20 protein-coding genes and 1 pseudogene are annotated in these 25860 nt (G+C 69.0%); 20 read left to right on the forward strand and 1 reads right to left on the reverse strand.

Annotated features, from left to right (window positions below):
* Positions 1 to 18 precede the first annotated feature (18 nt).
* The 15 genes from QK440_RS17795 to QK440_RS17865 all read left to right on the forward strand — a co-directional run bounded on the left by QK440_RS17795 (position 19) and on the right by QK440_RS17865 (position 12500).
* On the forward strand, positions 19 to 147 hold the full coding sequence (locus QK440_RS17795) for a hypothetical protein (RefSeq protein ID WP_282794098.1): 129 nt from the start codon (positions 19 to 21) through the stop codon (positions 145 to 147).
* Between the two features lie 85 nt (positions 148 to 232).
* On the forward strand, positions 233 to 376 hold the full coding sequence (locus tag QK440_RS17800; RefSeq protein ID WP_282794099.1) for a hypothetical protein: 144 nt from the start codon (positions 233 to 235) through the stop codon (positions 374 to 376).
* A gap of 422 nt (positions 377 to 798) precedes the next feature.
* Complete coding sequence (locus tag QK440_RS17805) at positions 799 to 1404, forward strand: hypothetical protein (RefSeq protein WP_282794100.1); 606 nt, start codon at positions 799 to 801, stop codon at positions 1402 to 1404.
* A 347-nt stretch (positions 1405 to 1751) separates the two neighbouring features.
* Entirely contained in the window at positions 1752 to 2441 is a 690-nt protein-coding gene (locus QK440_RS17810) for a hypothetical protein (protein WP_282794101.1), read from the forward strand.
* A gap of 257 nt (positions 2442 to 2698) precedes the next feature.
* Positions 2699 to 3193, forward strand: a complete 495-nt coding sequence (locus QK440_RS17815) for an SAF domain-containing protein (RefSeq protein ID WP_282794102.1) — start codon at positions 2699 to 2701, stop codon at positions 3191 to 3193.
* 2 nt (positions 3194 to 3195) lie between these two features.
* A complete protein-coding gene (locus tag QK440_RS17820) occupies positions 3196 to 4044 on the forward strand; it encodes a hypothetical protein (RefSeq protein ID WP_282794103.1) in 849 nt (282 codons plus the stop codon).
* A gap of 185 nt (positions 4045 to 4229) precedes the next feature.
* Complete coding sequence (locus QK440_RS17825; protein WP_282794104.1) at positions 4230 to 5507, forward strand: ATPase, T2SS/T4P/T4SS family; 1278 nt, start codon at positions 4230 to 4232, stop codon at positions 5505 to 5507.
* A complete protein-coding gene (locus QK440_RS17830; protein ID WP_282794105.1) occupies positions 5504 to 6415 on the forward strand; it encodes a type II secretion system F family protein in 912 nt (303 codons plus the stop codon). Before QK440_RS17825 ends, QK440_RS17830 begins: the two co-directional genes overlap by 4 nt.
* Positions 6412 to 7311 (forward strand): type II secretion system F family protein, encoded by a 900-nt coding sequence (locus QK440_RS17835; RefSeq protein ID WP_282794106.1) that lies wholly within the window; start codon positions 6412 to 6414, stop codon positions 7309 to 7311. The genes QK440_RS17830 and QK440_RS17835 overlap by 4 nt, the downstream gene beginning before the upstream one ends.
* Before the next feature lie 30 nt (positions 7312 to 7341).
* Positions 7342 to 7536 (forward strand): hypothetical protein, encoded by a 195-nt coding sequence (locus tag QK440_RS17840; RefSeq protein ID WP_282794135.1) that lies wholly within the window; start codon positions 7342 to 7344, stop codon positions 7534 to 7536.
* Positions 7537 to 7541: 5 nt separating this feature from the next.
* Positions 7542 to 7934 (forward strand): TadE/TadG family type IV pilus assembly protein, encoded by a 393-nt coding sequence (locus QK440_RS17845; RefSeq protein WP_282794134.1) that lies wholly within the window; start codon positions 7542 to 7544, stop codon positions 7932 to 7934.
* Positions 7931 to 8377, forward strand: coding sequence for a TadE family protein (locus QK440_RS17850; RefSeq protein ID WP_282794107.1), 447 nt, complete (start codon positions 7931 to 7933; stop codon positions 8375 to 8377). Before QK440_RS17845 ends, QK440_RS17850 begins: the two co-directional genes overlap by 4 nt.
* Positions 8374 to 8841 (forward strand): pilus assembly protein TadG-related protein, encoded by a 468-nt coding sequence (locus QK440_RS17855; protein WP_282794108.1) that lies wholly within the window; start codon positions 8374 to 8376, stop codon positions 8839 to 8841. The genes QK440_RS17850 and QK440_RS17855 overlap by 4 nt, the downstream gene beginning before the upstream one ends.
* Positions 8842 to 8853: 12 nt before the next feature.
* Positions 8854 to 11574 (forward strand): BTAD domain-containing putative transcriptional regulator, encoded by a 2721-nt coding sequence (locus tag QK440_RS17860; protein ID WP_282794109.1) that lies wholly within the window; start codon positions 8854 to 8856, stop codon positions 11572 to 11574.
* Between the two features lie 99 nt (positions 11575 to 11673).
* Positions 11674 to 12500 (forward strand): IS5 family transposase gene (locus tag QK440_RS17865; protein ID WP_282794110.1). Its coding sequence is split into 2 segments (ribosomal slippage): positions 11674 to 12025 and positions 12025 to 12500, totalling 828 coding nucleotides; the frame shifts between segments, so codons are not numbered across the junction.
* Between the two features lie 512 nt (positions 12501 to 13012).
* Here the strand turns inward: QK440_RS17865 and QK440_RS17870 are convergent.
* Positions 13013 to 14291, reverse strand: a pseudogene (locus tag QK440_RS17870) (IS701 family transposase).
* Between the two features lie 1028 nt (positions 14292 to 15319).
* Here QK440_RS17870 and QK440_RS17875 point away from each other — a divergent pair.
* The 5 genes from QK440_RS17875 to QK440_RS17895 all read left to right on the forward strand — a co-directional run bounded on the left by QK440_RS17875 (position 15320) and on the right by QK440_RS17895 (position 25859).
* On the forward strand, positions 15320 to 15994 hold the full coding sequence (locus QK440_RS17875) for an LmbU family transcriptional regulator (RefSeq protein ID WP_282794111.1): 675 nt from the start codon (positions 15320 to 15322) through the stop codon (positions 15992 to 15994).
* Between the two features lie 74 nt (positions 15995 to 16068).
* Positions 16069 to 17655 carry an amino acid adenylation domain-containing protein gene (locus QK440_RS17880; RefSeq protein WP_282794112.1) on the forward strand — a complete coding sequence of 529 codons (1587 nt, stop codon included), beginning with the start codon at positions 16069 to 16071 and terminating at the stop codon, positions 17653 to 17655.
* 31 nt (positions 17656 to 17686) lie between these two features.
* On the forward strand, positions 17687 to 17932 hold the full coding sequence (locus QK440_RS17885; protein WP_282794113.1) for an acyl carrier protein: 246 nt from the start codon (positions 17687 to 17689) through the stop codon (positions 17930 to 17932).
* A gap of 155 nt (positions 17933 to 18087) precedes the next feature.
* Positions 18088 to 19275: an NAD(P)/FAD-dependent oxidoreductase gene (locus QK440_RS17890; protein ID WP_282794114.1), complete on the forward strand. Its 1188-nt coding sequence runs from the start codon at positions 18088 to 18090 to the stop codon at positions 19273 to 19275.
* A 185-nt stretch (positions 19276 to 19460) separates the two neighbouring features.
* Positions 19461 to 25859, forward strand: a complete 6399-nt coding sequence (locus QK440_RS17895; protein ID WP_282794115.1) for a non-ribosomal peptide synthetase — start codon at positions 19461 to 19463, stop codon at positions 25857 to 25859.
* Position 25860 lies beyond the last annotated feature (1 nt).

A 25860-nucleotide genomic window follows, 5' to 3' on the forward strand; every position in this document is an offset into this window, starting at 1 on the left:
GCGGTCCGGGGGGCCAACATGACGAACCGCAGGGTCCACCTGTGGCCCACGAGCAACTGCTCCGGCAGCCCGACCGCACTGGTCGACCCGGGCTTCTCGTGGAATGACCCCAGTCACCACTACTACTCGTTCCGGCCAATTCGCTGACCACTTCCCTGAGCCACGGGCGGATTTGGACGACGTGTACGACGAGGCCGTGGCAGTCCGCGGGGGCGCGGGCGGGGACTTGGTCGTGACCGCTACCGCGACCGTCCGTTACGACACCTTGCAGCGTGCGTCGGTGCTGGCCGGTGGTGACGGGTGCGACGCCGAGCCCGAAGAGCTCGAGGCGTACGGCCAGTGCGTCGTCGGCTTCGAGAAGGACGTGCGTCGCTGACTCCGCCGCCCGCCCGTAACGCTTGTGGGTGGTGACAGCGGAGGCGGCGGCGGGATGCTCAGCAGAAAGTCGTAGAGGGCCCGGTCGCGTAGCGCGGCCGGGCCCGCACCATGCAACGAGCCGCGGTACATGTACGTGACCGGCTAATCCTAATCTCACCGATAACCGCTGTACCAATGTTCCCCAGGCTCGGGGACGGCTCAGCATCTGTTCACCTCCGTCAGCGGGCAGACCGATCATGCTCTACGCGGCGTTTACTGCGATCTAGGGCGATTTCCTTGATCTGAAACTTCGTCCTGACTTCGAAGTCGGTCCGCCGAGGTGTCTTGCGGTGAGGGGGCTGGGCCGGAGTAAAGGTGGATGCGCCGGCGTGCGCATGTGCGCCCGGTATGAGTCTGCGTTGTTCGTGGGGTGGTGTGCCCATGGGGTCCACAGAGAATCGTCGTCGCGGCGAATGGCGCAGCGCGTGCGCCGGGCTCGGCACCGCGGCCGTGCTCCTCTGCGCAGGGTGCAATGGCTCGTCGGCCACGAAGGAGCCTGCTGGCGCCGACTCGCGCGATTCCCCCGGCTCGAGCGTGAAGGAGCCGCATACCTCGACGACGGCGTCCGCCACAGAAGGTGCGAGGAGGAAGGCGACCACGGCCTACCTGGGCATGTGGCGCGACATGGCGGAGGCGGCGAGGAGTTCCGACTGGCGGGCGCCGCGGCTCGCCCGGTACGCGACGGGCGAAGCGCTCAAGGCGATCACGCGCGGAATGTACGCCGACCACCGGAACGGCCTCGTCACAAAGGGAAAGCCGAAGAACTCGCCCAAGATCACCAAAGTCACCCCGGCTGCCGAGCCCACCGCGGCGATGATCTCGGATTGCGGTGACTCATCCCGCTGGCTGAAGTACCGGAAGAGCAGCGGTGAGCTGGCCGATGACAGGCCCGGCGGACGCCAGGCGATCACGGCCGAAGTGAAGAAGCAGGCCGACGGCGGGTGGAAGGTCACGCGGTTCGCCGTCTGGGAGGTCGGGTCGTGTTGAGACGTACCTGCACCGTGCTGGTCGTGGCGGGAACCTTGTCCCTGGCGGGCGTTCTTCCTGCGCTGGCCGATCCGGGCTGGGGGAACGTGGACTGTTCGCAGCACCCGCATCCAGGGTGCGAACTCGACGCAGGGAAAGGCCGAGAAGGCGGAAAGAAGGCTCCCCGGCTGGAGGGACGCGGTGCGGCGCCCCGCCCTCGCGGAGGCGAAGGCGGAGGTGGCGGCAACGGTTCACGGGAGCGTGATCCGAACCTGGCGCGGTGTGCGTACGAGCGCAGCGACTACGAGCCGCCGGGCCCGGTGGTGCACGCGGCATACCAGGAGCCGGCAGTCAGCGGTGCCCAACGTGTGGCAGCGGCCGCGCCGGAGCGAGGAGCCGAGCCCGGCTCGGCGGCGCAGGTGGCGGACCCGAGGCCGGGGGAGGAGGGCGCCTGGTACGTCTACAAGTGCTCGTCGAGCGGGTTCCGGGACGCCTTCTACCGGCCCCCGGTGTGGCTCCCCGACGGGGTCCAGGACGACGCCGGTGGCTCTCCTGCGCCGTCACCCGAGCAGGTGGCCCAGCGGGCGCGCAGCCAGCTACGGCTTCCCCCTCCCACGATCAGGACCAACCCGCCGGTCGAGCAGCTGGTCGGCCTGCCGACGTGGCTGTGGCTGGCCCCCGGGGCCTGGCAGCAGGTCTCGGCGTCGGCCTCGGTGCCCGGGGTGTCGGTGACAGCGGTGGCGCGGCCGAGCAAGGTCGTCTGGCGGCTGGGCGACGGCAGCTCGGTGACGTGCGAGGGACCGGGCACTCCGTACGACACCGGAGCCCGCGGCAAGAGGGGTGCGCTGGGCGCTCGTAGCGCCTCGCCGGACTGCGGGCACACCTATCGCTCCTCGTCGGCCGGACAGCCCGGGAACGCGTACGCGGTCTCCGCGACGGTCCACTGGACGGTGAGCTGGTCCGGCGAAGGACAGAGCGGGGCATTCCCCGGCTTGACCACCACGGCCGACGCTCGCTTCCGCGTCGCGGAGAGCCAGGCACTGAACACCGAGGACTGACGGCGTCGCGCTGGTGCGGTCGCAGGACGTAACGGCAGGAGGGGCCACGGATGAGCACCCGACTACGCGCGCTCGGGGACCCCGGTTCCGCGAGCCGGGACTCCCTGAGGAGGGGTGGGCCCGACGCTGGACGGGCTCCGTCGCGGTTGGCGAGTGCCTCGCGGCGACGGCGCTTGCCCTACCTCTTGCTCGGAGTGCTCCTGGTCCTCGGCTGCGCGACCGGAGGTGTGTTGCTCACGTTGAAGTTGGGAGACCGCGTGACCGTACTCGTGCTGAAGCGGCCCGTATCCGTCGGGCAGGAGCTGCGCGTCTCTGATGTACGGGAGGCGAGCATCGCCCGGAACGGCGGGATCGACGCGGTACCGGCGGAGGCCCGCGGCGCGGTTGAGGGACGATCGCTCGCCTACAGCCTTCCCGCCGGAGCCGTACTGACGAAAAGCGTCCTGGGCAGCCCGAAGGTGCCACGTGCGGGGCAGGCCGTCGCCGCGGTCGGGTTGAAGCTGGGGCAGTTCCCCACCGGGCTCCAGCCCGGTCATCGCGTCATGGTCGTGGCCGCTGCTCCCGATGACGTAGGCGACGAGTCCGCTGCCGTCGGCACCGAGACCTGGAAAGCCGTGGTGGCCGAGGTGCGGGGGCACAAGGACGACCAGGTGACGGTGGTGACCCTGCAGTTGGCCGAGGCCGACGCCCGTCGTCTGGCCGCCGCGCCGGAGGGGACGCTGCGCCTGGTCGTGGTGCGGGGAGGGCGGTAGCCATGGCCTTGGTGGCGCTGTGCAGCCTGAAGGGGTCGCCCGGGGTGACGACCACCGCCCTCGGCCTCGCGGCGGGCTGGCCGGCCGGCGATGCACCGGTGGTCGTCGAGTGCGATCCGGCGGGCGGCGATCTGCTGGCCCGCTTCCGTCTCGACCTCTCACCCGGGCTCGTCAGCCTGGCTGCCGCCGCGCGTCGGGCGACCGACCCCGACCTGCTGTGGCAGCACACCCAGCGGCTTCCCGGCGGACTGCGGGTCGTCGTCGGACCGCCGGGCGCGGAACAGGCCCGCGCCGCATTGGAGCAGCTCACTCATGACGGCGGAACGACTGTCCGGAGTTGGACGGACGTGGCGGGAGCAGTCGTGCTCGCGGACTGCGGCCGGGTTGAAGGCAACACCCAGGTAATGCCGGTCCTCCGTACCGCTGACCTCGTGCTCCTGCTCGCACGGGCTCGGAGCGACGCCCTGGCCTACGTAGCGATGAAGAGGGAAGCGCTCGGCCAGTGGTCACGCGCGCTGGCTTTCGTGCTCGTGGGCGAGGGCTACCGAGACGATGAGGTGAGCCGTGAGCTGGGCATCGAGGTAGCAGCCCGTCTTCCGGCAGACTTGCGGGGCGCGGCCCTGCTGCGGGGCGTCACCGGCAGACGCGCTGCCCCGGCCCGCACAGAGCTGGGCAAAGCACTCGCGTCCTTGGCGACGCGGATGGCGGGCCGCGTGGTGAAAGGCTCCGAGCGGACCGGCGTAGAAGTCACGGACACTGAACTCACCGCCCCCGCTCTCCACTTCAGGCTGCCCGGTGCCCAAGGATGGCCTGAGTGCCCAGCCTCCTCCGGCAACGGAGGGGTGCGATGAACGACTTCGAGCGGGAGACGCCACCGCCTTCGGGCAGCGCACCGGGCTCGGGTCCGGCAGGGCCGAGCAACGGAAAGGTCCGGGTCACTCTGGGCACCGGCGTGACCGATCCTGCGGGGCTCCCTGGTGCGAGCCTTTACGAGGACGCGACGACCGAGCGGCTACGCCAACGGCTGCGACGCCAATTGTCCAAGCGACTCTCCGAGAGGGTCCGGGCCCACGAGTCCTCCGGCCAGCCGCAGTGGCCGGAGGCCGAACGGCGTGCCCTGGCCGAAGCGGTCCTCGCCGACGCCGCGGAGGAGTACGCACGCGAGCAGTTGACCAAGGGCGGCCCCGTCGTCTCACGCGACGTCGAGCAGCAGGTGGTCCAGGCGGTGCTGAACGAGGTCTTCGGCCTCGCCGGTCTCGAACCGCTGCTCCGCAACCAGGACATCGAGAACATCAATATCAACGGTGACCGGGTCTTCGTGCGCTACGCGGACGGCCGTCGCGAACAGCTCCCGCCGGTGGTGGGGTCGGACGCGGAGCTGACGCAGCTCATCCGCGACCTCGCCGCCCGCTCGGGGGTGGAGGAGCGCCGCTTCGACCGGGGGAGCCCGGGCGTGAGCTTCCAGTTGCCCGGTGGTGAGCGCGTCTTCGCCGTCATGGCCGTGACCGCCCGACCGTCCGTATCCATCCGACGACACCGCTACCGGACCGTTTCGCTCGGCAAGCTGCGCCGCCTCGGCACCATCGACCGGGACCTGGAGGCGTTCCTCGGCGCTCTGGTCAGGGCGCGCAAGAACCTCCTGGTCACCGGCGGCACCGCTATCGGCAAGACCACCCTGCTGCGCGCGTTGGCCGCGGAGATCCCGCCCTGGGAGCGGCTGGTCACCGTAGAAGACGTCCTCGAGCTCGGGCTGGACGCCGACGCCGTCGCCCACCCCGATGTGGTCGCGATGCAGGCCCGCGAGGCCAACATCGAGGGCCAGGGCGCCATCTCACAGGCTGAGCTGGTGCGCTGGGCCCTGCGGATGTCCCCCGACCGCGTCATCGTCGGCGAGGTCCGCGGGTCCGAGGTGATCCCGATGTGCAACGCCATGAGCCAGGGCAACGACGGCTCCATGGCCACCCTGCACGCCTCCACGAGCCGAGGAGCGTTCACCCGGCTCGCCGCGTACGCCGTCCAAGGCCCCGAGCGCCTGTCCTTGGAGGCCACCAACCTCCTCGTCGCCTCCGCCCTGGACTTCGTCGTCCACCTGGACCGCCCGCGCGGCGAACCGGCCAGCCGCGTGGTCTCCTCCATCCGCGAGGTGATCGACGCCGACGGCCCGCAGATCGTCTCCAACGAGGTCTTCCGTCCCGGGCCAGACCTCCGCGCCGAGCCCGGCGTGCCCCTCCGCACGGAGACGCTGGACGCCCTGGTGGCCGCGGGCCTGGATCCCGAAGCGCTGCAGCGCCTGGGCCAGTGGTGGTCACCATGAGTGCGTACGTGCCGCTGGCAGCGCTCCTGGGGCTGGGCATCAGCAGCGGATTACTCCTCGTCGTACGCGGGTGGCGTGAGCCGCCGAAGTCGGCCTCCTCACCATCTGTCCTGCGCACGGCGCGGCACCAGTACGGCCAGCGGGAACGCGGCGGGCGCTGGCTCACCGCATCGCTGGCCGCAGGGCTCCTGGCCGGAGCCGTCACCGGCTGGGTGGCGGGCGGGCTGCTCGCCGCCATGACGACCTGGACGATGCCTCGCCTGCTCGATGTCGGGGCGGTCGACCGGGAGCAGCTGGCCCGGATCGAGGGAGTGGCCGGCTGGAGCGAGATGCTGCGCGACACCCTCGCCGCGGCCGCGGGCCTGGAGCAGGCCATCACGGCCACCGCGCGCGCAGCGCCCAAGGCCGTACGCCCTCAGATCTTGGAGCTGGCAGCCCGTCTGGAGCGGGGGGAACGCCTCGCCCCGGCCCTGCGACGTCTCGCCGATGATCTGGACGATCCGGCCGCCGACCTCGTACTCGCCGCCCTGGCCCTGGCCTCACAGCACCAGGCCCGCCAGCTCGCCCCGCTTCTCGGCGAACTCGCCGCTACTGGCCGGGCGCAGGTCGCCATGCGGCAGCGCGTCGACGCCGCCCGTGCCCGCATGCGTACGACCCTGCGCGTCGTCGTCACGACCACGCTCTCCTTCGCCGGAGGCCTTGTCGTGCTCAACCCCGCCTTCCTCGACCCGTACGACGCGGCCGCCGGACAACTGGTGCTGCTCGGTATCGGCGCGCTGTTCACCGTCGCGTTCTCCTGGCTGCGCCGGTTGGCCCGGATCGAGGGCCCCGAGCGCTTCCTGATCTCCCTGGACGGCCTGGCCCCCGTTGAGGGCAACGGGACCGGAGGGCGGGAGGTGTCGCCATGACCGTCACACTTGGCTTGCTGGGCACGGGGGTGGGCCTTGGCCTGTGGTCGCTGCTGGTGTGGCTGGCCCCGCCCCGACCGGGTCTGTCCGACCTCATGGCGCGACTGCACCCCGAGCCTCCGCAGCAGCCCCTCCTCACCACCCCGGAGGCCGGGGGCTGGGCAGTCCGCCTCGGCGCCCCCTTCACCACTGCTCTGCGCTCGCTCGGGCTGCCGCACCGGGACGTCCAGAAGGACCTGGCCGTCACGGAGCGCTCGGCGGACGTACACCTCGCGGAGAAGGCCGCACTCGCCCTGACGGGCCTGGTACTGCCCCTGGCGGTCGAACTCGTCCTGGCCGTGGGAGGCAGGGCGCTGCCGTGGGCCGTACCCGCGTCCGTCGCCATGGCGCTGGCGGTGAGCGGCTTCCTGCTGCCCGACCTGACCGTACGAGCCCAGGCCCAGCGCCGCAGGGAGGCCTTCCGCCATGCCCTCGGCGCCTACCTGAACCTCATCCACATTCTGCTCGCCGGGGGCGCGGGCATCGATGCCGCCCTGCACGACGCCGCCCGGACGGGCCAAGGATGGGCCTTCCAGCAACTGCGCCGCGCGCTGAACACCGCGCGCCTCACCCGCAGCTCCCCCTGGACCACCCTCGGGCAACTCGGGGAGGAGCTGGAGATCGCCGAACTGACGGAACTCGCCGCCGTGCTCTCCCTCGCCGGCACCGAGGGCTCGAAGGTCCGCGCGTCGCTGGCCGCCAAGGCCGCCGCCCTGCGCAGCCAGGACGGCGCCGCCGCCGAGGGCCAGGCCAACGCGGCCACCGAGCGCATGGCCCTGCCCGGCATGCTCATGGCCTTCGGCTTCGTGATCTTCGTCTTCTATCCGGCCCTTACTCAGATCACCGCCTCACTATGACTTCCCCACGACGCCGAAAGGAGACCGGCCATGCTTCCGCGCCCTTCCCCTTGGACCTGGCAGCGACAACTCGGCGGGTTTCTGCGCGCCTTGGCCCGCGACGACCGCGGCATGACCTCCGAGCACGTCATCTGGATCGCCTTCGCCGCCGCGCTCGCCCTGGCCGTGACGGGGCTGTTCGGTCCGCAGATCATGGCGGCCGCGCGCAGCGTCAGCTTCCGCTGAGACCGCTGGCACCACGGTGCGACGATGGCGGCTCCGTCACCACGGAGATGGTGATCGTCATGCCGCTGATCCTCACCCTCGTACTCCTCCTCGCGCAGGCGGCTCTGTACATCCACGCGACCCACATCGCCCAGACCACCGCCTCCCACGCCTTGGCGGCCACACGCGTCCACAACGGCACCACGGCCTCCGGGCACAGGGAAGCAGACCGCGTACTCGACCAGCTCGGTCGCGGGCCGCTGCGCGACACCCGGATCTCGGTGGACCGCGGCGCCGACCGTGCCGACGTACGTGTCCTGGGTACCGCGAGCAGCGTCCTGCCCTTTGTGCGGTTGCCCGTCCGGGCTCGCGCCGTCGGCCCGACCGAGGAGTTCAGGCCCGAGGTGAACCGGCCGTGAGGAACCGGATTCCCGATGTCGGCTCGGCGACGATCGAACTCGTCCTCATCATCCCCGTGTTGGTCCTGATGCTGTGGTTCCTGGTCTTCAGCGGGCGCATGACCGACGCCCGGCTGAGCGTCGAGGACGCCGCCCACCAGGCGGCCCGCGCCGCGAGCCAGCAACGAACAGCTTCCGCTGCCGCCGCGCACGCCCACACGACCGCTGCTTCGGCGCTGAGCGAAGCGGGCCTCACCTGCCGTCCCCTCACGGTCGACTTGAACGGCAGCGTGCAACCGGGGAGCACGCTCTCCGCCACGGTCACCTGCCGTGTCCACCTGCACGATCTGGCGCTCCTGGGCGTGCCGTCCTCGCTGACAATCGAGGCCGACTTCGCCGCCCCAGTGGACACCTACCGTGGCGCTGCGGGTGCGACGGAGGCTCGTGGAGGCGAAAGCCCGTGACGTACTTCGACATCCGGCGAGCGCGACAGCGCGCCGAGGCACGGCAGGACGTCCCCTTCGACGACCAGGGACAGGTCACCGTCTTCGTCGTCCTGATCGCCGTCGCCGTGGTGATGTTCGCCGGCCTGGTGGTCGATGGCGGTCTCGCCCTGGCGGCCAAGGTCCGGGCCCTCGGCGAGGCACAGGAAGCAGCCCGCTCAGGCGCTCAGGCCATCGACCTGGTCGCCTACCGGGACACCGGAACCGTACGCCTGGTCCCGCCCGAGGCCCACCGCCGAGCTCAGGCGTACCTGTCCTCCACCGGCGCCACCGGGACGGTGACGACCACGCCGACCAGGATCACCGTCACGGTCACCGCCCACCGACGTACGCAGCTCCTCGGACTTGTCGGCGTGGAGACCCTTACTGTCACCGCGAGCGGGGTCGCTCACCCTGTCCACGGCGTCGAAGGCCCCGAACGGTAAGCAGGAGCAGCTATGGCCGCACGGCACGTCGTCCCCAGCGGTCACCACCGGCACGTGCACCTCGCGGTCCGGCTGATACGCGGAGTCCTGGCGGGAGTGCTTTTGGTGCTCCTGACCATGGGCATCCCTTGGGGGCTGTGGCGGTACGTCGGCTGGCCCCTGCCGAATCATGCCCCCACTGGGGGAGAGATCTCGAACGTGCTCACCTCCCCGATGAGCGCGTCACTCCTGCTCAACGCGCTGGCGTGTCTGCTATGGACCACATGGGCGTTATTCGCCGTCGATGTCCTGCGCACAGCGGGCGAAGCCGCGCGGGGAACCATGTGGGCACCTCGCGAACCCGGCACGGGACCCGTGCACGGCCTGGCTGCTGCCCTGATCGGTGCAGTCGTCCTGGCGCTCCTGCCGTACCGCGGCTCACAGCCCGCCGCGGCCTACCGGGACTCAGCGACGGTCGACCTCTCGGCCATGGACGCGCGCTCGGCGGTTCCCGACCAACAGGCGGACGCGCGCGCCAAGCCCTTGGTGCCCCGCGGAGGGAAGACCGTCGTAGTCCGTCCCCCGCACCATGGTGTGCACGACAGCCTCTGGCGCATCGCGGAGCGCCACCTGGGTGACGGTGACCGATGGCCTGAGATCTATGCCCTCAACCGTGGCCGCCCGCAGTCCGACAGCCGCACGCTCGCCCATCCCTGCCTCATCCGGCCCGGCTGGGTCCTCCGCCTTCCCGATACCGGGACCGACCCGGACGCGAGTCGGCCACCCGACGATGTACCTGAGCCGCCACCCCCTACGCCACCCCCAAGCCCCGACCCTCCTCCGCACCGGCCGCCGCCGCATGAGCAGGACGGTGAGGAGCCCGGCGTCGGTCTTGACCTACCCGACGGCGCCTTCGTCGGAGTCTGCCTGGCCGCCGCAGTAGCTGCCGCCGCAGCCGTCGTCCTCCGACGTCGCAGGATCCGCTACCGCCCAGGCAGCGGCGAGCGAGGCGACGTCCACCTGGCCCCGGTCGTACGCGCCCTACGCGCGGCGAGCGAGGATCTGAGGCCGCAGGAAGAGGCGGACAGCCCCAGCAGCACCACCGTGCTGCCCACCGGTGAAGAAGCGAAAACCGGACGCGCGGAGGCTTCGAGACAGCACCCTGCCGCCTCGCACGACCGACGAGTCATCGGAGTGAAGGAAGGCCAGGCTGTTGCCTGGGATCTCGCGCGCAGCCGCGGGCTGGGCCTCACCGGACCAGGAGCACTCGACGCCGCCAGAGCACTGCTGATCCACTACTTGGCTGAGAAGCAGACGGCTGCTCCCGGAGCGGATGTCTTGATCGCGCACTCGGACGCCCAGCGCCTGCTGGGGACGTACGCCGTGAGGAACACGCAGCTCCCGCGCCTGCACGTCACCGCGGACACGACGGAGGCGCTTGTGGTGCTCGAGGCCGAAGTCCTGTCGCGCATGCGCATGGGCGAAGAAGACGCCGAGCACAGTGACCTCGACCAGCCGACCGAGCTGGTCTTCCTCGGTACTCCCTCGCCAAAGGAGGAGCACCGCCTGCAAGCGGTGCTGGACAACGGCTCCTCGGTCGGCGTGTGCGGGATCCTCTTGGGCCAGTGGCGCCCGGGAAAGACGCTCCGTGTCGAGGCCGACGGCACCGTCGTTCCCGTCAGCGCCTCACGCACGGACGTGTTCGCCGGCACGCGCTTGTTCACGCTCCCCGCCGCCGACGCGCGTACCCTTCTCGACCTGCTCGCCGAAGCAGCTACGGCTTCCGCCCAGGCGAAGGAGGACACCCAGGCCCAGACCGCCGAACGGCTGCCCGCGTCCTCTCCTGGGGGCCCGGAAGCCGACATCAGGTTGCCTTCGGTATCGACCGCGGCCCCGACGCCGACTGCAACGCAACCGCTCCGAGCCCAAGGCGGGAGACCGGGGCGCGCGAACTCCCATGACCATCGGTCCCTCCGGCTGGTGGTGTTCGGACACGTACGCGTCACCTACCAACCGCCCGGCGCGGACAACCCTGTGGAAGTGACCCACGCGTTGGCACCGAAGCAGCGAGAAGTCCTCGCCTACCTCGCTCTGCACAAGGACGGAGCCCGGCGCGACACGCTGACAGCGACGATCTGGCCTGATGCCCCCAGGCAGCGCCCGTACAACAGCCTGCACGCCACACTGAGCCACCTACGCCGAGCACTGCGCCTGGCCACCCACGAAGAGATCACCGACATCGCCTCCTACGCCGACAAGCACTACGTGCTCGACCGCGGGCAGGTCACGGTCGACCTGTGGGACTTCGAGCAGGCTGTGCGCGCCGCGCGGCGGCCCGACCTCGAGGAACGCACACGTGAGGATCACCTGCGGCGGGCGACCGGGCTCTACGTCGGTGACTTCGCCGCTGAGATTACGGCTGCGTGGCTGGAAGCACCACGCGAAGCTCTGCGCCGGGACTACCTGGACGCCATGAGTACCCTCGTACGGCTGCGGAGCGGTACGGACCCCCGCGAGGCGCTCGACCTCCTGGAACGGGCCCGGGAGCTGGACCCCTACAACGAGGCCATCTACCGCGACATCGCTCGAATGCAAGCACGGCTGGGACTGCCCGACGCCGTCTCGCGCACGTTCGAGCTTCTCCGGCGATCACTGGCAGAACTGGGAGAGTCTCCGAGCAAGAAGACGGTTGATCTGTATGAAGCTTTGCAGCTTCACCAGTCCAAGGGTCAGCGCGAGGGGCCGGGGAAATGACCGGCGAGCTCTGCACGGCCATTGCGGCCCAACCTTTACTGGTCCTAACAAAAGCCGCTGATCATGAGACTGTCGGCCGTTGTGCTCGTAGGTATGGGTATGGGAAAGCGTCAGTCACGTCCGTGGTTCGTGTCGGACGAACTGTGGTCGTTGGTCGAGCCGTTGTTGCCGAAACCGGGGCCGAAGTCGGTCGAGGGCAGACCTCGGGTGCCGGACCGGCAGGCTCTGTGCGGCATTCTCTTCGTCCTGCACACTGGCATCCAGTGGGAGTACCTGCCCCAGGAGCTTGGTTTCGGCTCGGGCATGACGTGCTGGCGGCGTCTGGCGGCCTGGAACGAGGCCGGTGTGTGGGACCAGTTGCACGTGCTGCTGCTGGAAGAGCTGAGGTCGAAGAACCAGCTGGACTGGGAGCGGGCGGTGATCGACTCCTCGCACGTGCGGGCCGCCCGCAGGGGCCCAAAAGCGGGCCGAGCCCAGTCGACCGTGCCCGGCCGGGCAGCAAGCACCATCTCATTGTCGACGGCCAGGGCATCCCGCTCGCGGTGTCGCTGACCGGCGGAAACCGCAATGATGTCACCCAACTGCTGCCCCTGCTGGACAAGATTCCGGCCGTCGCGGGCCGGGTCGGCAGGCCGCGTCGGTGCCCGGTTGCCCTGCTGGCCGACCGCGGCTACGACCATGACATCTACCGCCGCCAGCTCTGGCAGCGCGGAATCCGGCCTGTGATCGCGAAACGAGGTGACCCCCACGGCACCGGCCTGGGCGTCTTCCGCTACGTGGTCGAACGCACCATCGCCTGGCTCCACGGCTTCCGCCGACTACGCATCCGCTGGGAGAGACGCGACGACATCCACGAAGCATTCCTCGGACTCGCCGTCTGCGTGATCACCCACCGACACGTCCAAGGCTTTGTTAGTAGCTGTTAAACAGGGGGCCGTGCCAGCTTGGGCCGGGGCCTTCGGGCACGGGGCACTTCACGTCCCGGCCATAGACACTGCCGAACAGATGGAGAGCTGATTCATCACGGAGCCCTGTGTCGTGCGCAGCCGGACAGTGGCGCCAGCATTTACGGGCCGGTCCCGAGCTCCGTCTGAAGCAGCGCGTTGACGAGGTGGTCGGCGGCGTCGGGGCGGCGGTACTGCGGGCCCTGTGTTGGTGGCACTCGGGAGGAACCTTGGTGAGCAGCTATCCGAGCTTGGCTGCGGAGTCGCCCGTCTGGGTGACGTAGGTGACCAGAGTGTCGAGCTGGGGTTCGGCCAGCGCGCGCTGAACCAGAAGTAGGGCTGCCGCCCGGTCGCACAGCTACAGAACGAGACGGAGACTGCGATGGGCGTCGCCCTGGCTAGTAGGACTCCGTTAGGTCTGTCTCGATCTTGATGTCGTGTGCGGTCTGCTGGGCAGGAGCTGCTGGCAGGTGGTGCAGATGCCGGTCCAGCACTCAGGATGTCCTGGAAGGCGTCGAGGGTCTGGTAGAGAGTGAGGCCGGTGTGGGTGCTTTTGGGGCAGCGGCTGTTCGGTGAGGAAGGCGTGGGCGGCGGTCACGAGGGTGACGTGGTGGTGCCAGCCGGGCCAGGAGCAGCCTTCGAAGTGGTCCAGGCCCAGACCGTGTTTGAGTTCGCGGTAGTCGTGCTCGATGCGCCAGCGAGCCTTGGCCAGACGGACCAGGTCGGCGATCGGAGTGTCGGCCGGGAGGCTGGACAGCCAGTAGTCAGTGGGCGCCTCGGCGCCTTCGGACCACTCGATCAGCAGCCAGCAGTCGGGCAGGGCGCCGTCCCACCAGCCCTGCTGGGCCGAGGCGGCGGCCCGGACCGGACGCTCGACGGCCTTGCCCGCGGGATGGACCCGCACGGCGGCGAAGCGGGAGCGTGACTGGCCGCGCGAGCCCTACCGCCAGGTGAGGGAGACGAATGCTTCCTGCCCGAGGCCGACGGCCAGGGCTGCCACCGAGGGTGCTCGGTGGCGGTAGCGAGGCTGGGGCCAGCAGCCGATGGGGCCCTTGCGCTCCGGAGACACGGGCTGGGCGTCGAACAGGTGGGCACTCACGTCCGCGCGGACGGCCAGCACGTAGCCGATGCCGCGCTCGGTCAGGTCGGCCCGCAGCTGGGCGTTGGTGCCGTAGGCGGCGTCGGCCACGACCACCGGCGGGCGCATGCCCCAGCCGGCCAGCTCATCGAGTATGTCCAGCGCCAACCGCCACTTCTCGCGGTGGGTGACCTCCGGTGGGATGCGGGTGACAGTGCGGCGGCCGGTGTCCGCCGCCCATTCCTTGGGCAGGAACAGCCGCCACTGCAGCGGGCAGGAGGCGGTGTCACTGGCGGCGCGGACGCTGACCGCAACCTGGCAGTTGGCGCGTTTGCCCAGGTCCCGCAGTACTGCGGCGCCCCGGCGACCGACATTCTTCCGTCCTTGGGCAGTGACACGTCGTCGATCACCCAGGCCGTCGGGGTGATGAGCGGCAGCATGCGTTCGCAGACCCGCCGCTGCACCGGCACTGGGTCCCAGGGGGACTGGTTCACAAACTGCTGCAGATTCTGCTCGTTGCCGTCTGGCAGCCTTGCGGCCATGGCCTGGATCGACTTGCGGCGGCCGTCCAGCATCAGTCCCCGCAGATAGCAGTCACCCTTGGCCCGCCGGTCCTTGCGTGGCACCAAGGCGAAGACATCGGCCACGTACAACGTCAATTTTGCCTTGAAACAGCCCACCTCATGTGAGTCCATTCACCGAACATGCCTAGGAACAGACCGAACCGGAAGACCTAACGGAGTTCTAATGCGAGGCTGATGCAGAAGCAGGCCTGCGCCGCCGACGTGATGTCCGCCCTCGTCACGGATGCCGCGGTCACCGGGACAGGGGCCGGGTGACGCACCACAGTCGGCGGGGCACGGGATCTTCGTCTGGCTCGCAGCACGCGGCCTATGGGGCGGGACTGACCCAGTGACGCGTGATTCGATGCCGCCCCGGAAGCGGCTGCCTATTCGTACGCGGCGCCCTGCAACCCGGGGGCGCGTACGGGTTCCTGTCATCTGGCACCCAGGATTCCAGTACCGCGCGCGTCTTCTCTTGTACGGGCACCGAGTCAAGTGAGGCTGACGGCGTTGAGCGGGGGTGACCACTCAACCCCGCGTAGCGCTCTCGGACCTGGACGATGCCTCAGAGGCCCTGCCTGTCGTCGTGGCCACTCGGTGGTGCGACCCTTGCGCCGCCGCATCGGGCGACCTGCCAAGGGCCTGCGGCCCGCTTCAACTCTTCTGGAGTAAGCGTTGCTCAGCATTGCGCAGAACTCAATGGGCTAGAGGTCCGGGCGTACGGCAGGAACGTCATCAACCCTGCCAACTCTTGTGGCGTTTGGGGGCCGAGACCTACGGTGTGGCGTCAGGTACCGGAGCGGCTACGGGGGCTGGTGTCCTGTCGACAGGACGACGCTGAGCAGCGAACCCGTGCCCGACCCCGGCGTCATGCGGAGCCCGCGTGACGGCCAATGGCTGCTCGGTTAGAAAGTTCTGCAATTCACAAGTGGCGTGACGAAAAAGAGTGGTGCCAGTGCGTACGAACCCATACGACGGTGACGGCTGATTCTGCGTCGTGTCCGATGACGGGGAGTGGAAGTCTCCGTGGCCGGTGTTCGCAGAGGCGCCCGCAGGCTGACCGAAGAGGAAGAGCCTTAGGGAACGCATAATTTTGGATCGGAGCTGAAGGTTGTGGGGGAAACCCAGTGAGAACCGCGAGGAGTTACAAAACCGTTCCAGTGGAGTCCACCCATGAACTCGCGCACCGCGATGTGGTTCTGTCCTTTGTGAGCAAACAAGCAAGGGTGCACAAGTCGGGGATGATCTTCCCGGAGGACTTGTCGGAGCGGTCCTGGGAGCGGATCGGGGCCAGTCTGCGCGAGCTGGTGAACTCGTCAGCGTGGTGGCTCGGTGACTGGTTGATCTTCGGAGAGACCACCTACGGGTTGCGGCGGTATCGAGAGGCGATCGAGAGAACTGGGCTCGATTACCAGACTCTGCGCAACTACGCCTGGGTGGCTCGGCGGTTCGAGCACCACCGCAGGCGAGACAGCCTCAGCTTCGCCCACCACGCCGAGGTCACCCGCTTGTCGCCACCGGAGCAGGACTACTGGCTGGGCAAGGCCGAACAGCGGAAATGGTCGCGTAACGAACTCCGCAGGGCGGTACGCGCCAGCCTGACCGAGCAGCGCGACAAGACCAGCATCCCCCCGAGCATCGTCGATGAGAAGCGCGACGTACCTCGGACGACCGAGTCGGCGGACGCTGTCAACCATCGGCGGAAGGCCACGCTCACCCTCGAGTTGCCGGCCGACCGACTGGACTGCTACTCGAAAGTGGCTGCCGCGCACGGTCTGCCCGTCGACGAGTGGGTGACTCAGGTGCTCGACGCCGCTGAGCAGCGCACCGCCTAGAGGTGCCGGAAACGCCCCGTTCCCCGTGGTGCGCCGACGGCTCGCCCGGACACCAGTCACATCGGAGCTCATTCATGATCCTTCAGGGAAAGCGGGTTGCTCTGCCCTCGGAGCCCGTCGTCCATAAGCGGTTCGAGACGCACGCGGAAGACACCCCTGACGCCACTGCCGTGGTCTGTGCCGGACAGCGGATGACCTACGCAGAGTTGAATGCAGAGGCAAACCGGTTCGCGCACTTCCTCGCCCGGCATGGGTGCGGCCGCGGCGCGAAGGTCGGTATCTGCCTGGACTATTCGATCGACATGGTCACCGCCATCCTTGGCACGCTGAAGGCGGGCGCGGCCTACGTGCCACTCGACCCGTCCTACCCGGCGGCGCGACTCCGACTGTTGCTGGGGCAACTCCCCGACCTCGCCCTGATCGTGGCCTCCCCGGCGACGGCCGGGCTGGTCGAGTCGGCGGCGGCCGAGGTCATCGCTCCCGCGCGGCTGTCCGACCTCCTGGGCGGTGCCCCGACGAGCAACCCTGACGCCCCGATTACCGGGGACGACCTGTGCTACACGGTCTTCACGTCCGGGTCGACCGGCACGCCGAAGGCGACGGCGGTGCGGCACGAGGGCTGGTTCAACCTGTTGAACTGGCTGGCGCTCGAATACCGCCTGGACCGCGAGTCACACAACCTGGTCGTCAGCGCCTTCGGGTTCGACCTCTCACAGCGCAGCTTGATGGCGCCGCTGTTCTGCGGCGCCACCCAGCACCTGATGGCGAGCCGGAACTTCGATGCCGCGCTGGCCTACCGCATGCTGTCGGAGCACGGGATACGCACGGTCCACTGCGCGTCGAGCACGCTGTACGTGCTGGTGGACTGGGAGACCGCACGCGGCGGTGAGGCACTCAGCCAGATGGACTACGTGCTGTTCGGCGGGGAGCCGCTGCGCGTCGAACGGATCGCCGCCTGGGCGGGGCGCCCGGGCAACACGTGCACTCTCCTGCACCAGTACGGTGTCGCCGAGTGCACGGACGTCGCCACCTCGTACGACCTCGCCGATTACCGGCATGGCGACATGGACATTGCGCCGGTCGGCAAACCGGCCTACAACACCGACATCCACATCCTCGACGAGCGGATGCACGGGGTCCGGGCGGGGGACCAGGGCGAGATCTGTATCTCCGGCGCCGGCGTCGGCGCGGGCTACCTCAACGGCACGGGCCCTGAATACGAGCGGTTCACGACGGTCATGGTCGACGGCACGCCGCGCAGGCTGTACCGCACGGGCGACCGCGGCTACGTGACGGAGGCCGGGGATCTCGTCGTCGTCGGCAGGATGGATGCGCAGGTGAAGGTTCGGGGCATGCGCATCGACCCCGTCGACGTCGAGCGCGCGCTCGGCAGGCTGGCCGGTGTCCGGGAATCCGCCGTGGTGATCACGTACGCCGACTCCGGTGAGGCCGAGCTGATCGCGTTCGTCGTCCCGGCGGGCGACGAGCTCGCCGAGAGCGATGTGCGCGCCCGCCTTCTCGAGACGCTGCCGCGGAACATGGTTCCGGCCCGGTGCGTCAACATTCCGCGGCTTCCGTTGAGTCCGCACGGAAAATTGGATCGTAAGGCCTTGCTCGACGCGGGTCTCAAGCAGTTCGCCGGCAGCGGCGCGACGGAATAACCGACGGAACACGAAATCGATGGAGCGGACTGTGGCGATTGTTGATAAGGTGCGAGAGATCTGGTGTCGGGAACTCCAGCGCGATGACATAGAGGTGGGAGACGACTTCTTCGCCCTGGGGGGACAATCCGTGATCATGGTAAGAATTCAGGGTGCCTTTATCGAGGAGCTGGGCGTCGAGGTCCCGGCGGACCAGATGTTCCTCAACCCGACGGTGGCGTCGATCTCCGCGTATATCGAATCCTTGGAGACGAGGAATCCGCAGCGCGCCATGTAAGCGGCACCGTCTGCTGTCCCGACGGGGGACGCAATACCGCGCTGACGCGCCAGCTGAGCGATCAATTCGCCATGTCTTTCCCTCGTGGCCGCCCTGGCATCACATCCACGCTTATACCGCTGACATCAAGACACCACCTGGTAGGAGAGGCCCGCATGTACGACGTGATTGTCGTTGGAGCCCGTTGTGCGGGTGCGCCGGCGGCCATGTTGTTCGCCCGGCAGGGATATCGCGTCCTGCTTTTGGAGAAGGCACAGTTCCCGCGGGACACGCTGTCGTCGCACTACATCCATCAGCCGGGCGTGGCGCTGCTCGGTCAGTGGGGACTGCTCGATGAGCTCCGTGACGCGGGCTGCCAACCGATCAACCACCAAAGCTACGAGGCACCCGGCGTCCGGCTCGACGGCTTCTCCCTGCCGGTCGACGGTTACCGGACCACGTACGCGCCGAGGCGGTTCGTGCTCGACCCGATTCTCGCGCGTGGCGCCGTGGCGTCCGGTGTGGAGTTCCGGGAATCCTGCGCGGTCACCGATCTGTTGTTCGAGGGTGGCCGGGTCGTCGGGGTGCGGTGCACGACGCCCAGCGGCACCGAAGTGTCGGAGCGGGCCCGCCTGGTCGTCGGTGCGGACGGCATGCGCTCGCTGGTGGCTCGCAAGGCCGGCGCGCAGAACGTCGTCGAGCACCCGCGGATGACTTGCACCTACTACAGCTACTGGGCCGATGTTCCCGCACACTTCGAGCTGTACGAGCGGCAGGGGCGCTGGATCGGTGTCATTCCTACCAACGACGACCTGACGCTGATCATGACCTACTTCCCGCAGAGTGAGTTCTCCGAGGTCCGCACCGCGGTAGAGCCTGCCTACATGGAAGCCGTCCGCACGACGGCGCCCGAGTTGTACGAGCGCATGTCGGCGGGCAAGCGCGTGGAGCAGCTGTACGGCACGGGTCAGCAGGAGAACTACTTCCGCAAGGCCTACGGACACGGCTGGGCGCTGCTCGGGGATGCCGTACACCACAAGGACTCCATCACGGCGCGCGGCATCACCGATGCATTCATGCAGGCCCAGTCGCTTGTCGAGCACATCGGGAAGGAACTGCACGACGACGCGGCGCTCGACGCTGCGTTGCAACGCTACGAGGACGACCTGGACGACGACTTCGCCGACTTCTACCAGAGCGCGCTCAATGTGGCCGAACTCAAGCCCGAGGGGCGGGCCGAGCTGCTGCAGAAGCTGGCCGGAAGCCAGGATCTGGTTGACCGGTACTTCTCGACGTTGTCGGGCGCGTGTTCGTTCGACGACTTCTACAACACCGAGCTGCTGGAGTTGCTGGAACAGAGCTGAGTGGCTCGTCGACCGCGCCCGGTGTTCCAGGAACTACTCAGGTGTATGGAGAGCCTGATCTTTTTTGTTGACTGGCCGGTATTCGCGTCGTTAGTATCCAATTCGCACTTGACTCTCTTTCAAACCCAAATGCCGCCGCGAAAATTTCGCGGCCGGTGAATCAGTCCGCGTCGAAGGTGGGTTCAATGTCTGCCGCAGGGGTGTCGTCGTCACAAGTTGGAATGTGGATCGCCGACAAATTGAAGACGTCGATTCGCAACAGCATCGGCGCCTGGTGGGAAGTCGACGGTGCACTCGACCAGTCCCTCCTGACCACGGCACTGCGGCAGGTGCTGCGGGAGAACCCCAACCTTCTCGTCACCTTCGAGGAAACTGAGTCCGGAGTTCGGTCGGTGCCCCGTGACCTCGGACCGTGGCAACCCTTCTTCTACGACTTGAGTGGTTCTGAGAACGCTGAGGAAGAGCTGTACGAACTGCTCGCGAAGTTGCATGAGGAGAAGTTCGACCTGAGCCGTGATCTGCTGTTCCGGCTCGGCGCCATCAAAGTCGGCGAAGCGCGCTGGATATTCTGCGAGATATTCCATCACATCGTGAACGACGGCCTCGGCTACAACAACTTCGCGTTGCGGTGCGCCGAGGTCTACACCGCCCTTGCCGAGGGCCGGCCGGTACCGGAGGTGCCGGTCCTCGACGGCGACATCGTGGCGGCCGAGGAGACGGACTACCGGCAGTCTCCGCAGTTCGCGGAGGACGCCGCGTTCTGGCGGGGCTACCTCGCGGACTCGCCGGACGCCGCTCGGCTGCCTAGCGCCCGTGCTGCGGGCGAGGCCGGGGCGGGCGACGACGACGCGCGGCCGGGCTTTGGGCCCGCGCGGGTCGCCCACGCGGTCGGCATGGCCAACTGCACGACGGTTATTCCCAGTGAGGAGGTCGTGGAGTGGAAGCGCGTCGCCAAGTCGTTCGACCTCTCAATACCCACCCTGGTGACGACGGCCGCGGCCGTGTTCATGCGGGAAACCTGTGGGCTCTCGGACATCGTGTTCTCGCTCGCCGCGGGCAACCGTTCCGAGATCACCCGGAAGGCGACCGGAATGGCCGCGAACTTCGTCCCGCTGCGGGTCACTGTCCGGGAGACCGACCCGTTCGTCGAGGTGGCCCGCGCGATCGCCGCGGAAAAGGCCACCGTCGCTCCGCACAGCCGGTACCTGATCGCCGACATCCGGCAGGACATGGGACTGACCGACGTCGGGCGTAACCCGCTCGGCGTGATCATGAACTTCATCCCGATGCGGCGTCTCCGCTTCGGCACGTCCCCGGCGTCCTTCTTCGCGGGTTGCTTCCCCTCGCCGGATGAGCTCATGATCACCGTCTTCCGGTCCGGTCCGGAGGAAGCCATCACGATCAGCATGGACGCGCCTCTGTCCATGTACACCACTGCTGAGCTGGAGCGGTTCTCGTCGCGTCTCGTCACGTTCGTACGGACCGTGGCCGCCGATCCACGGATGCGGGTCGGCGCGGCGGATCCGCTGGACGGTGTTGAGCGGGACTGGCTGCTCCGGGAGTTGAACGACACGGGCGTGCCGCTGTCGGGCTTGGCACTGCCGGGGCTGTTCGCGCGACAGGTGGAGCGGACGCCGGACGCACAGGCCCTGGTGTCCGGCGATGAGGTTCTGACATACCGGGAGTTGGACGCGCGGGCGCGCCGTCTGGCGGGCGTGCTGCGGTGCCAGGGTGTCGGTGCCGAGGTGGTCGTGGCGGTCGCCCTGCCGCGCTCGGTCGACCTGGTGGTCGCCCTCCTCGCGGTGCTGAAGGCGGGCGGGGCCTATCTGCCGCTGGACCCGGGGTATCCGGCGGACCGGGTCAGGTCGATGGTGTGCGACGCCAAGGCCCGCCTCGTGCTGACCGACGCGGCGACAGCCGGAACCCTGCCCGAGGAGCTGGCACTCACTACCGTTCTGCTCGACGAAGACCGCGGCCCGGACGCCCTCGGTGGCGGAGACAGCGAGCTGCTGGACCTCCCCTCGTGCTGGGCACCGGATCAGCTGGCGGCCGTCATGTTCACCTCCGGGTCGACCGGAGCCCCCAAGGGGACCGGCACGACGCACCGCAACCTCGAAGCCTTTGTGACGGACCACCGTTGGCAGGGCGACGGCCACGCCACTTCGCTGTTCCACGCGCCGCACACCTTCGACGCATTCGTCAAGGAATTGTGGGTTCCGCTGGTGAACGGCGGCCGTGTGGCTGTGGCTCCGCCGGGAGAGCTGGACATCGAGACCCTCGCCGACCTGCTGGCCACCCACCAGGTCACCGTGCTGTGGCTCACCGCCGGGCTGTTCAGGGCGATTGCGGAGGAACGCCCGGAGTGCCTCGCCGGGCTGCGCGAGGTGTGGACGGGCGGGGACGTCGCGTCCCCGGCCGCCTGGCGCCGCGTGCGGCAGGTCTGCCCCGACGTGGCGCTCGGCAACGGCTACGGGCCGACCGAGACGACGGTGTTCGCCGCCACACATCGCATCGCCCCGGACGAACAGGTGCGCCGCGGCGTGCCGATTGGCCGCCCGCTGGACAACACCGCGGTCTACGTCCTCGGACCCGGTCTCGCGCCGGTTCCGGTCGGCACCGTCGGGGAGCTGTACGTGGCTGGAGCCGGTGTGGCGCGCGGCTACCTCGGGCGGCCCGGGCAGTCCGCTGAGCGGTTCGTCGCCTGCCCGTTCGGTCCCGCCGGCGGGCTGATGTACCGGACGGGAGACCTGGTGCGGTGGGACGCCGAGGGGCGTCTTGAGTACGTGGGCCGCACCGACACACAGGTGAAGGTGCGCGGGTTCCGAATTGAACCGGCGGAGATCGAAGCGGTGCTGGGTGAGCACCCCGGTGTCGCGCAGTCGCTCGTGGTGGCCAGAGCGGGCGGCTCCGGGCACCGACAGCTCGTGGGGTATGTGGTGCCCGTCGGCGGCGGTGTCGTCGGTGGCGACGGCGCGGGCGGCGTCGGCGACCTCGACTTCCAGGCCGGTGTCTCGGGCGGCGAGCTCCGCCGGTTCGCGGCCGGGCGGCTGCCGCAGTTCATGGTGCCTTCGGCGTTCGTGGTACTCAACCGTCTGCCGTTGACCGCGAACGGCAAGGTGAACCGAGCAGCGCTGCCGGAGCCGGAATTCCAAGGGCAGGCGTATCAGGCGCCGCGCAGTGATGAAGAGCGTCTCCTGGCCGAGGTGTTCGCCGATGTACTGGGTCTCGGGCAGGTGGGTGTCGACGACGACTTCTTCGCCCTGGGCGGGGACAGCATCCGCTCGATCCAGGTCGTAGCGAGGGCCAAGACACGGGGACTGAGGGTCAGCACGCGGGCGCTCTTCGAGTACCGGACGATCGCCCGCCTCGCCGAGTTCGCGAGCGAGCAGGAGGGAGACTGGGAAAGGCTGCCGGAGTTGCCCGGTGGCGGTATCGGCTCGGTTCCGGCCTCCCCGGTGGCGCTCCAAGTCCTCGGCGCCGGCGGTGGCGTGAACCGGTTCGCCATGGCCATGAACCTGCGCCTGCCGCGGGCCATCGACCGAGCCGGGCTCGTCGCGGTACTGGAAGCCGTCCTGACTCGCCACGATATCCTGCGCAGTCGGCTCGAGCCGGCCACTCTCGGCCTGCGTGTCGACTCGGCGGCGGACGCCGTGGATGTCGACCCGCTGGTGCGCCAGGTTCCGTGCGCGCAATGGCCGCCCCGGGACGAGGCCGTCGCGGCGGAGCTGGACGCAGCCGCGGACCGCCTGAACCCGGTCGACGGAGTGATGGCGCAGTTTGTGTGGTTCACCTCGGACTCGGAGGAGTCGGAGCCCGGGTGGCTCCTGGTGGTGCTGCACCACCTGGTGGTTGACGGTGTGTCGTGGCGCATCCTGCTGCCGGACATGGCTGCGGCGTGGCGCCAGGTGCGTGCCGACGAGGAGCCGGTGCTGCCCGAGGTCGGCACCTCCGTACGGCGATGGGCGCATGCCCTGGTGGACGAGGCGGCCCGCAGGAAGGCGGAACTCCCGCTGTGGCTGGACATGCTGGCGGGCGCCGAACCACCCCTGGGCGAGCGGACCCTTGACGCGGCTAAGAACGTGACGGCGACAGCGGACGAGCTGCGCGTCCAGGTGCCTGCCGCGGTCGCCGAAGCGGTGCTTACCGCGCTGCCCGCGGCGTACCGGGGCGGCCCGGAGGACGGCCTGCTGGCCGGCCTGGCGCTTGCGGTGACCGGCTGGCGGCGCGCGAGGGGGTTGGGCGACGCGTCGTTCTCGATACGGCTGGAGGGCCACGGACGCGAGGAGGGCGCCATCCCCGGAGCCGACCTCTCGCGCACGGTCGGCTGGTTCACCAGCATGTTCCCGGTGCGACTCGACCTGAACGGCGTCGACGTGGACGACGCCGTCGCCGGCGGGCCGGACGCCGGACGAGCCGTCAAGCTCGTCAAGGAGCGCCTGCGCTCGATCCCGGACAAGGGCATCGGCTACGGACTGCTGCGGCACCTGAACAAGGACACCTCGGCGACCCTCGCCCCGTACGGCAACCCGCAGATCGGCTTCAACTACCTCGGCAAGGTCACCGCGGCGGACATCCCGGAGGAACTCCGGCAAGACGGCTGGACCCCGCTGACCGCGCTGGGGGAGCTGATTCCCGCGCCGAACGCGGACCTTCCGCCCCTGTCGGCGCTGGAGATCAACGTGGCGGTCGGCGAGGACGGATGCCTTACGGCGCACTTCGGCTTCACCGCCGGTGTCACCCGTGCAGAGGTGGACGAGTTGGCGCGACGGTGGGTCGACGCGCTGACCGGGCTCGCGCGACACGCCGCGGCCCCCGACGTCGGTGGGCTGACCCCCGCGGACGCGCCCCTGGTCGAGGTAAGTCAGGCGGACATCGACGCCTGGGAGGCCCGGTACGGCAGGCTGGCCGCGATCGGGCCGGTCACGCCCGCGCAATCCGGGCTGCTGTTCCACACCATGCTCGCCGAGAGCTCGTTCGACGTGTATCACCTGCAGTTCGTGTTCCACCTCTCCGGCGAGACCGATCCGGAGCGGATGCGTCGCGCCGGACAGGCTCTTCTTGAGCGCCACCCGAACTTGCGCGCGGCGTTCGCGGCCGACGACGACGGAGAGACCATCCACCTCGTTCCGCGCCACGTCGAGCTGCCCTGGCGCTTCCTCGACCTCACCGGCGGCGGTGACCTTGAGGCGTTCCTCATCGAGGACCGTGCGGCCCACTTCGACCCCGCCACACCGCCTCTGGTCCGCCTGACCTTGGCCAGGACGGCACCTGACCGGGCTGAACTCGTGCTGACCGCGCACCACGCGCTGTTCGACGGCTGGTCGCTGCCGTTGCTGATGCGAGACCTGCTTCGGCTCTACGCGGCGGACGGTGGCCCCGCCGACCTGCCCCCAGCACGCGACTACGCGGACTTCCTCACCTGGCTCGCCGACCAGGACCACAAGGCCTCGGCGCGCGCATGGGCCGCGGAGCTCGACGGGCTGCGCCGGCCCACCCTGCTGGCCCCGAAGACCGCGGCCGCCGACGCCGAGGGCGTCCGACGGGTAGAGCTCGACCTGGGCTTCGACACCGCACAGCGACTCAACCGGTGTGCTGCGGCGCTGAGTATCACGCTCAACACCCTCGTGCAGGGCGCGTGGGCGACGCTGCTCGCGCAGTTGACGCGGCAGCAGGACGTGGTCTTCGGTGCCACCGTGTCCGGGCGACCCGATGCGCTCCCGGGCTCGGACCGCATGGTCGGGCTGTTCATCAACACCATCCCGGTACGGGTCCCGTGTCCGGCGGAGCAATCCGTGGCCGAACTTCTGGGACGCCTGCAGGACCGGCAGAGCAAGCTCTTCGACCACCACTACTACGGCTTGTCCGACATCCAGGAGGAGACCGGACACGGCACGCTGTTCGACACCCTCATCGGGTACGAGTCCTACCCCGTGGACCGGGTCGCGCTCGCCGAAGCCGATGCCGCGGCGGGCCTCGCGGTTACCGGAATGCGGCCGTACTACGGCTCGCACTACCCCATCACGCTGAACGCGTCCGCCGAGCCCTACCTTCAGCTCTCTATCGACTATCCGGTCGGACAGCTTGAACACGAGACGATCACGTTGCTCGCCGCCCGCCTCGTGCGCATCCTTGAGCAAATCGCGGATGATCCTGACACCCCGGTCGGTACGCTCGAAACCCTCGACGCCGCGGCCCGGGACCGGCTGCGTGAGCTGCTTCAGCTCGACCAGCTCCACGAGGACTCACCGGAGCAGGCAGCATCCGATGCCGGATCCGTGGCGTACCGCGCGCCGCGGACGGCGCGTGAGGAATCCCTGTGCACGCTCTTCGCCGATGTGCTCGAAGTGGACCGGGTGGGCATCGACGACAACTTCTTCGACCGCGGCGGAAACTCGCTGAGGGCGATCAAGCTGGTCAATCTGATCCGTGCGGAACTGAGCCTGGAAGTCCCGATCCGCACGTTGTTCGAGACGCAGACCATCGCCGCGCTGTCGACGGTGTGGGAAGACCTGTCCCTGTCGAACCGGCCGACCTTGAGCAGAAGGACGAAGGGCGGAGAAATCGTGCCCGCTTCCGTCAAATAGT

This window comes from Streptomyces sp. CC224B (genome assembly GCF_030010595.1).
Lineage (GTDB): Bacteria > Actinomycetota > Actinomycetes > Streptomycetales > Streptomycetaceae > Streptomyces > Streptomyces longispororuber.

Coding starts and splice junctions, on each gene's coding strand:
- QK440_RS17795 (WP_282794098.1), top strand. CDS start 19: ATGACGAACCGCAGGGTCCACCTGTGGCCCACGAGCAACTGCTCCGGC.
- QK440_RS17805 (WP_282794100.1), top strand. CDS start 799: ATGGGGTCCACAGAGAATCGTCGTCGCGGCGAATGGCGCAGCGCGTGC.
- QK440_RS17820 (WP_282794103.1), top strand. CDS start 3,196: ATGGCCTTGGTGGCGCTGTGCAGCCTGAAGGGGTCGCCCGGGGTGACG.
- QK440_RS17830 (WP_282794105.1), top strand. CDS start 5,504: ATGAGTGCGTACGTGCCGCTGGCAGCGCTCCTGGGGCTGGGCATCAGC.
- QK440_RS17835 (WP_282794106.1), top strand. CDS start 6,412: ATGACCGTCACACTTGGCTTGCTGGGCACGGGGGTGGGCCTTGGCCTG.
- QK440_RS17840 (WP_282794135.1), top strand. CDS start 7,342: ATGCTTCCGCGCCCTTCCCCTTGGACCTGGCAGCGACAACTCGGCGGG.
- QK440_RS17860 (WP_282794109.1), top strand. CDS start 8,854: ATGGCCGCACGGCACGTCGTCCCCAGCGGTCACCACCGGCACGTGCAC.
- QK440_RS17880 (WP_282794112.1), top strand. CDS start 16,069: ATGATCCTTCAGGGAAAGCGGGTTGCTCTGCCCTCGGAGCCCGTCGTC.
- QK440_RS17890 (WP_282794114.1), top strand. CDS start 18,088: ATGTACGACGTGATTGTCGTTGGAGCCCGTTGTGCGGGTGCGCCGGCG.
- QK440_RS17895 (WP_282794115.1), top strand. CDS start 19,461: ATGTCTGCCGCAGGGGTGTCGTCGTCACAAGTTGGAATGTGGATCGCC.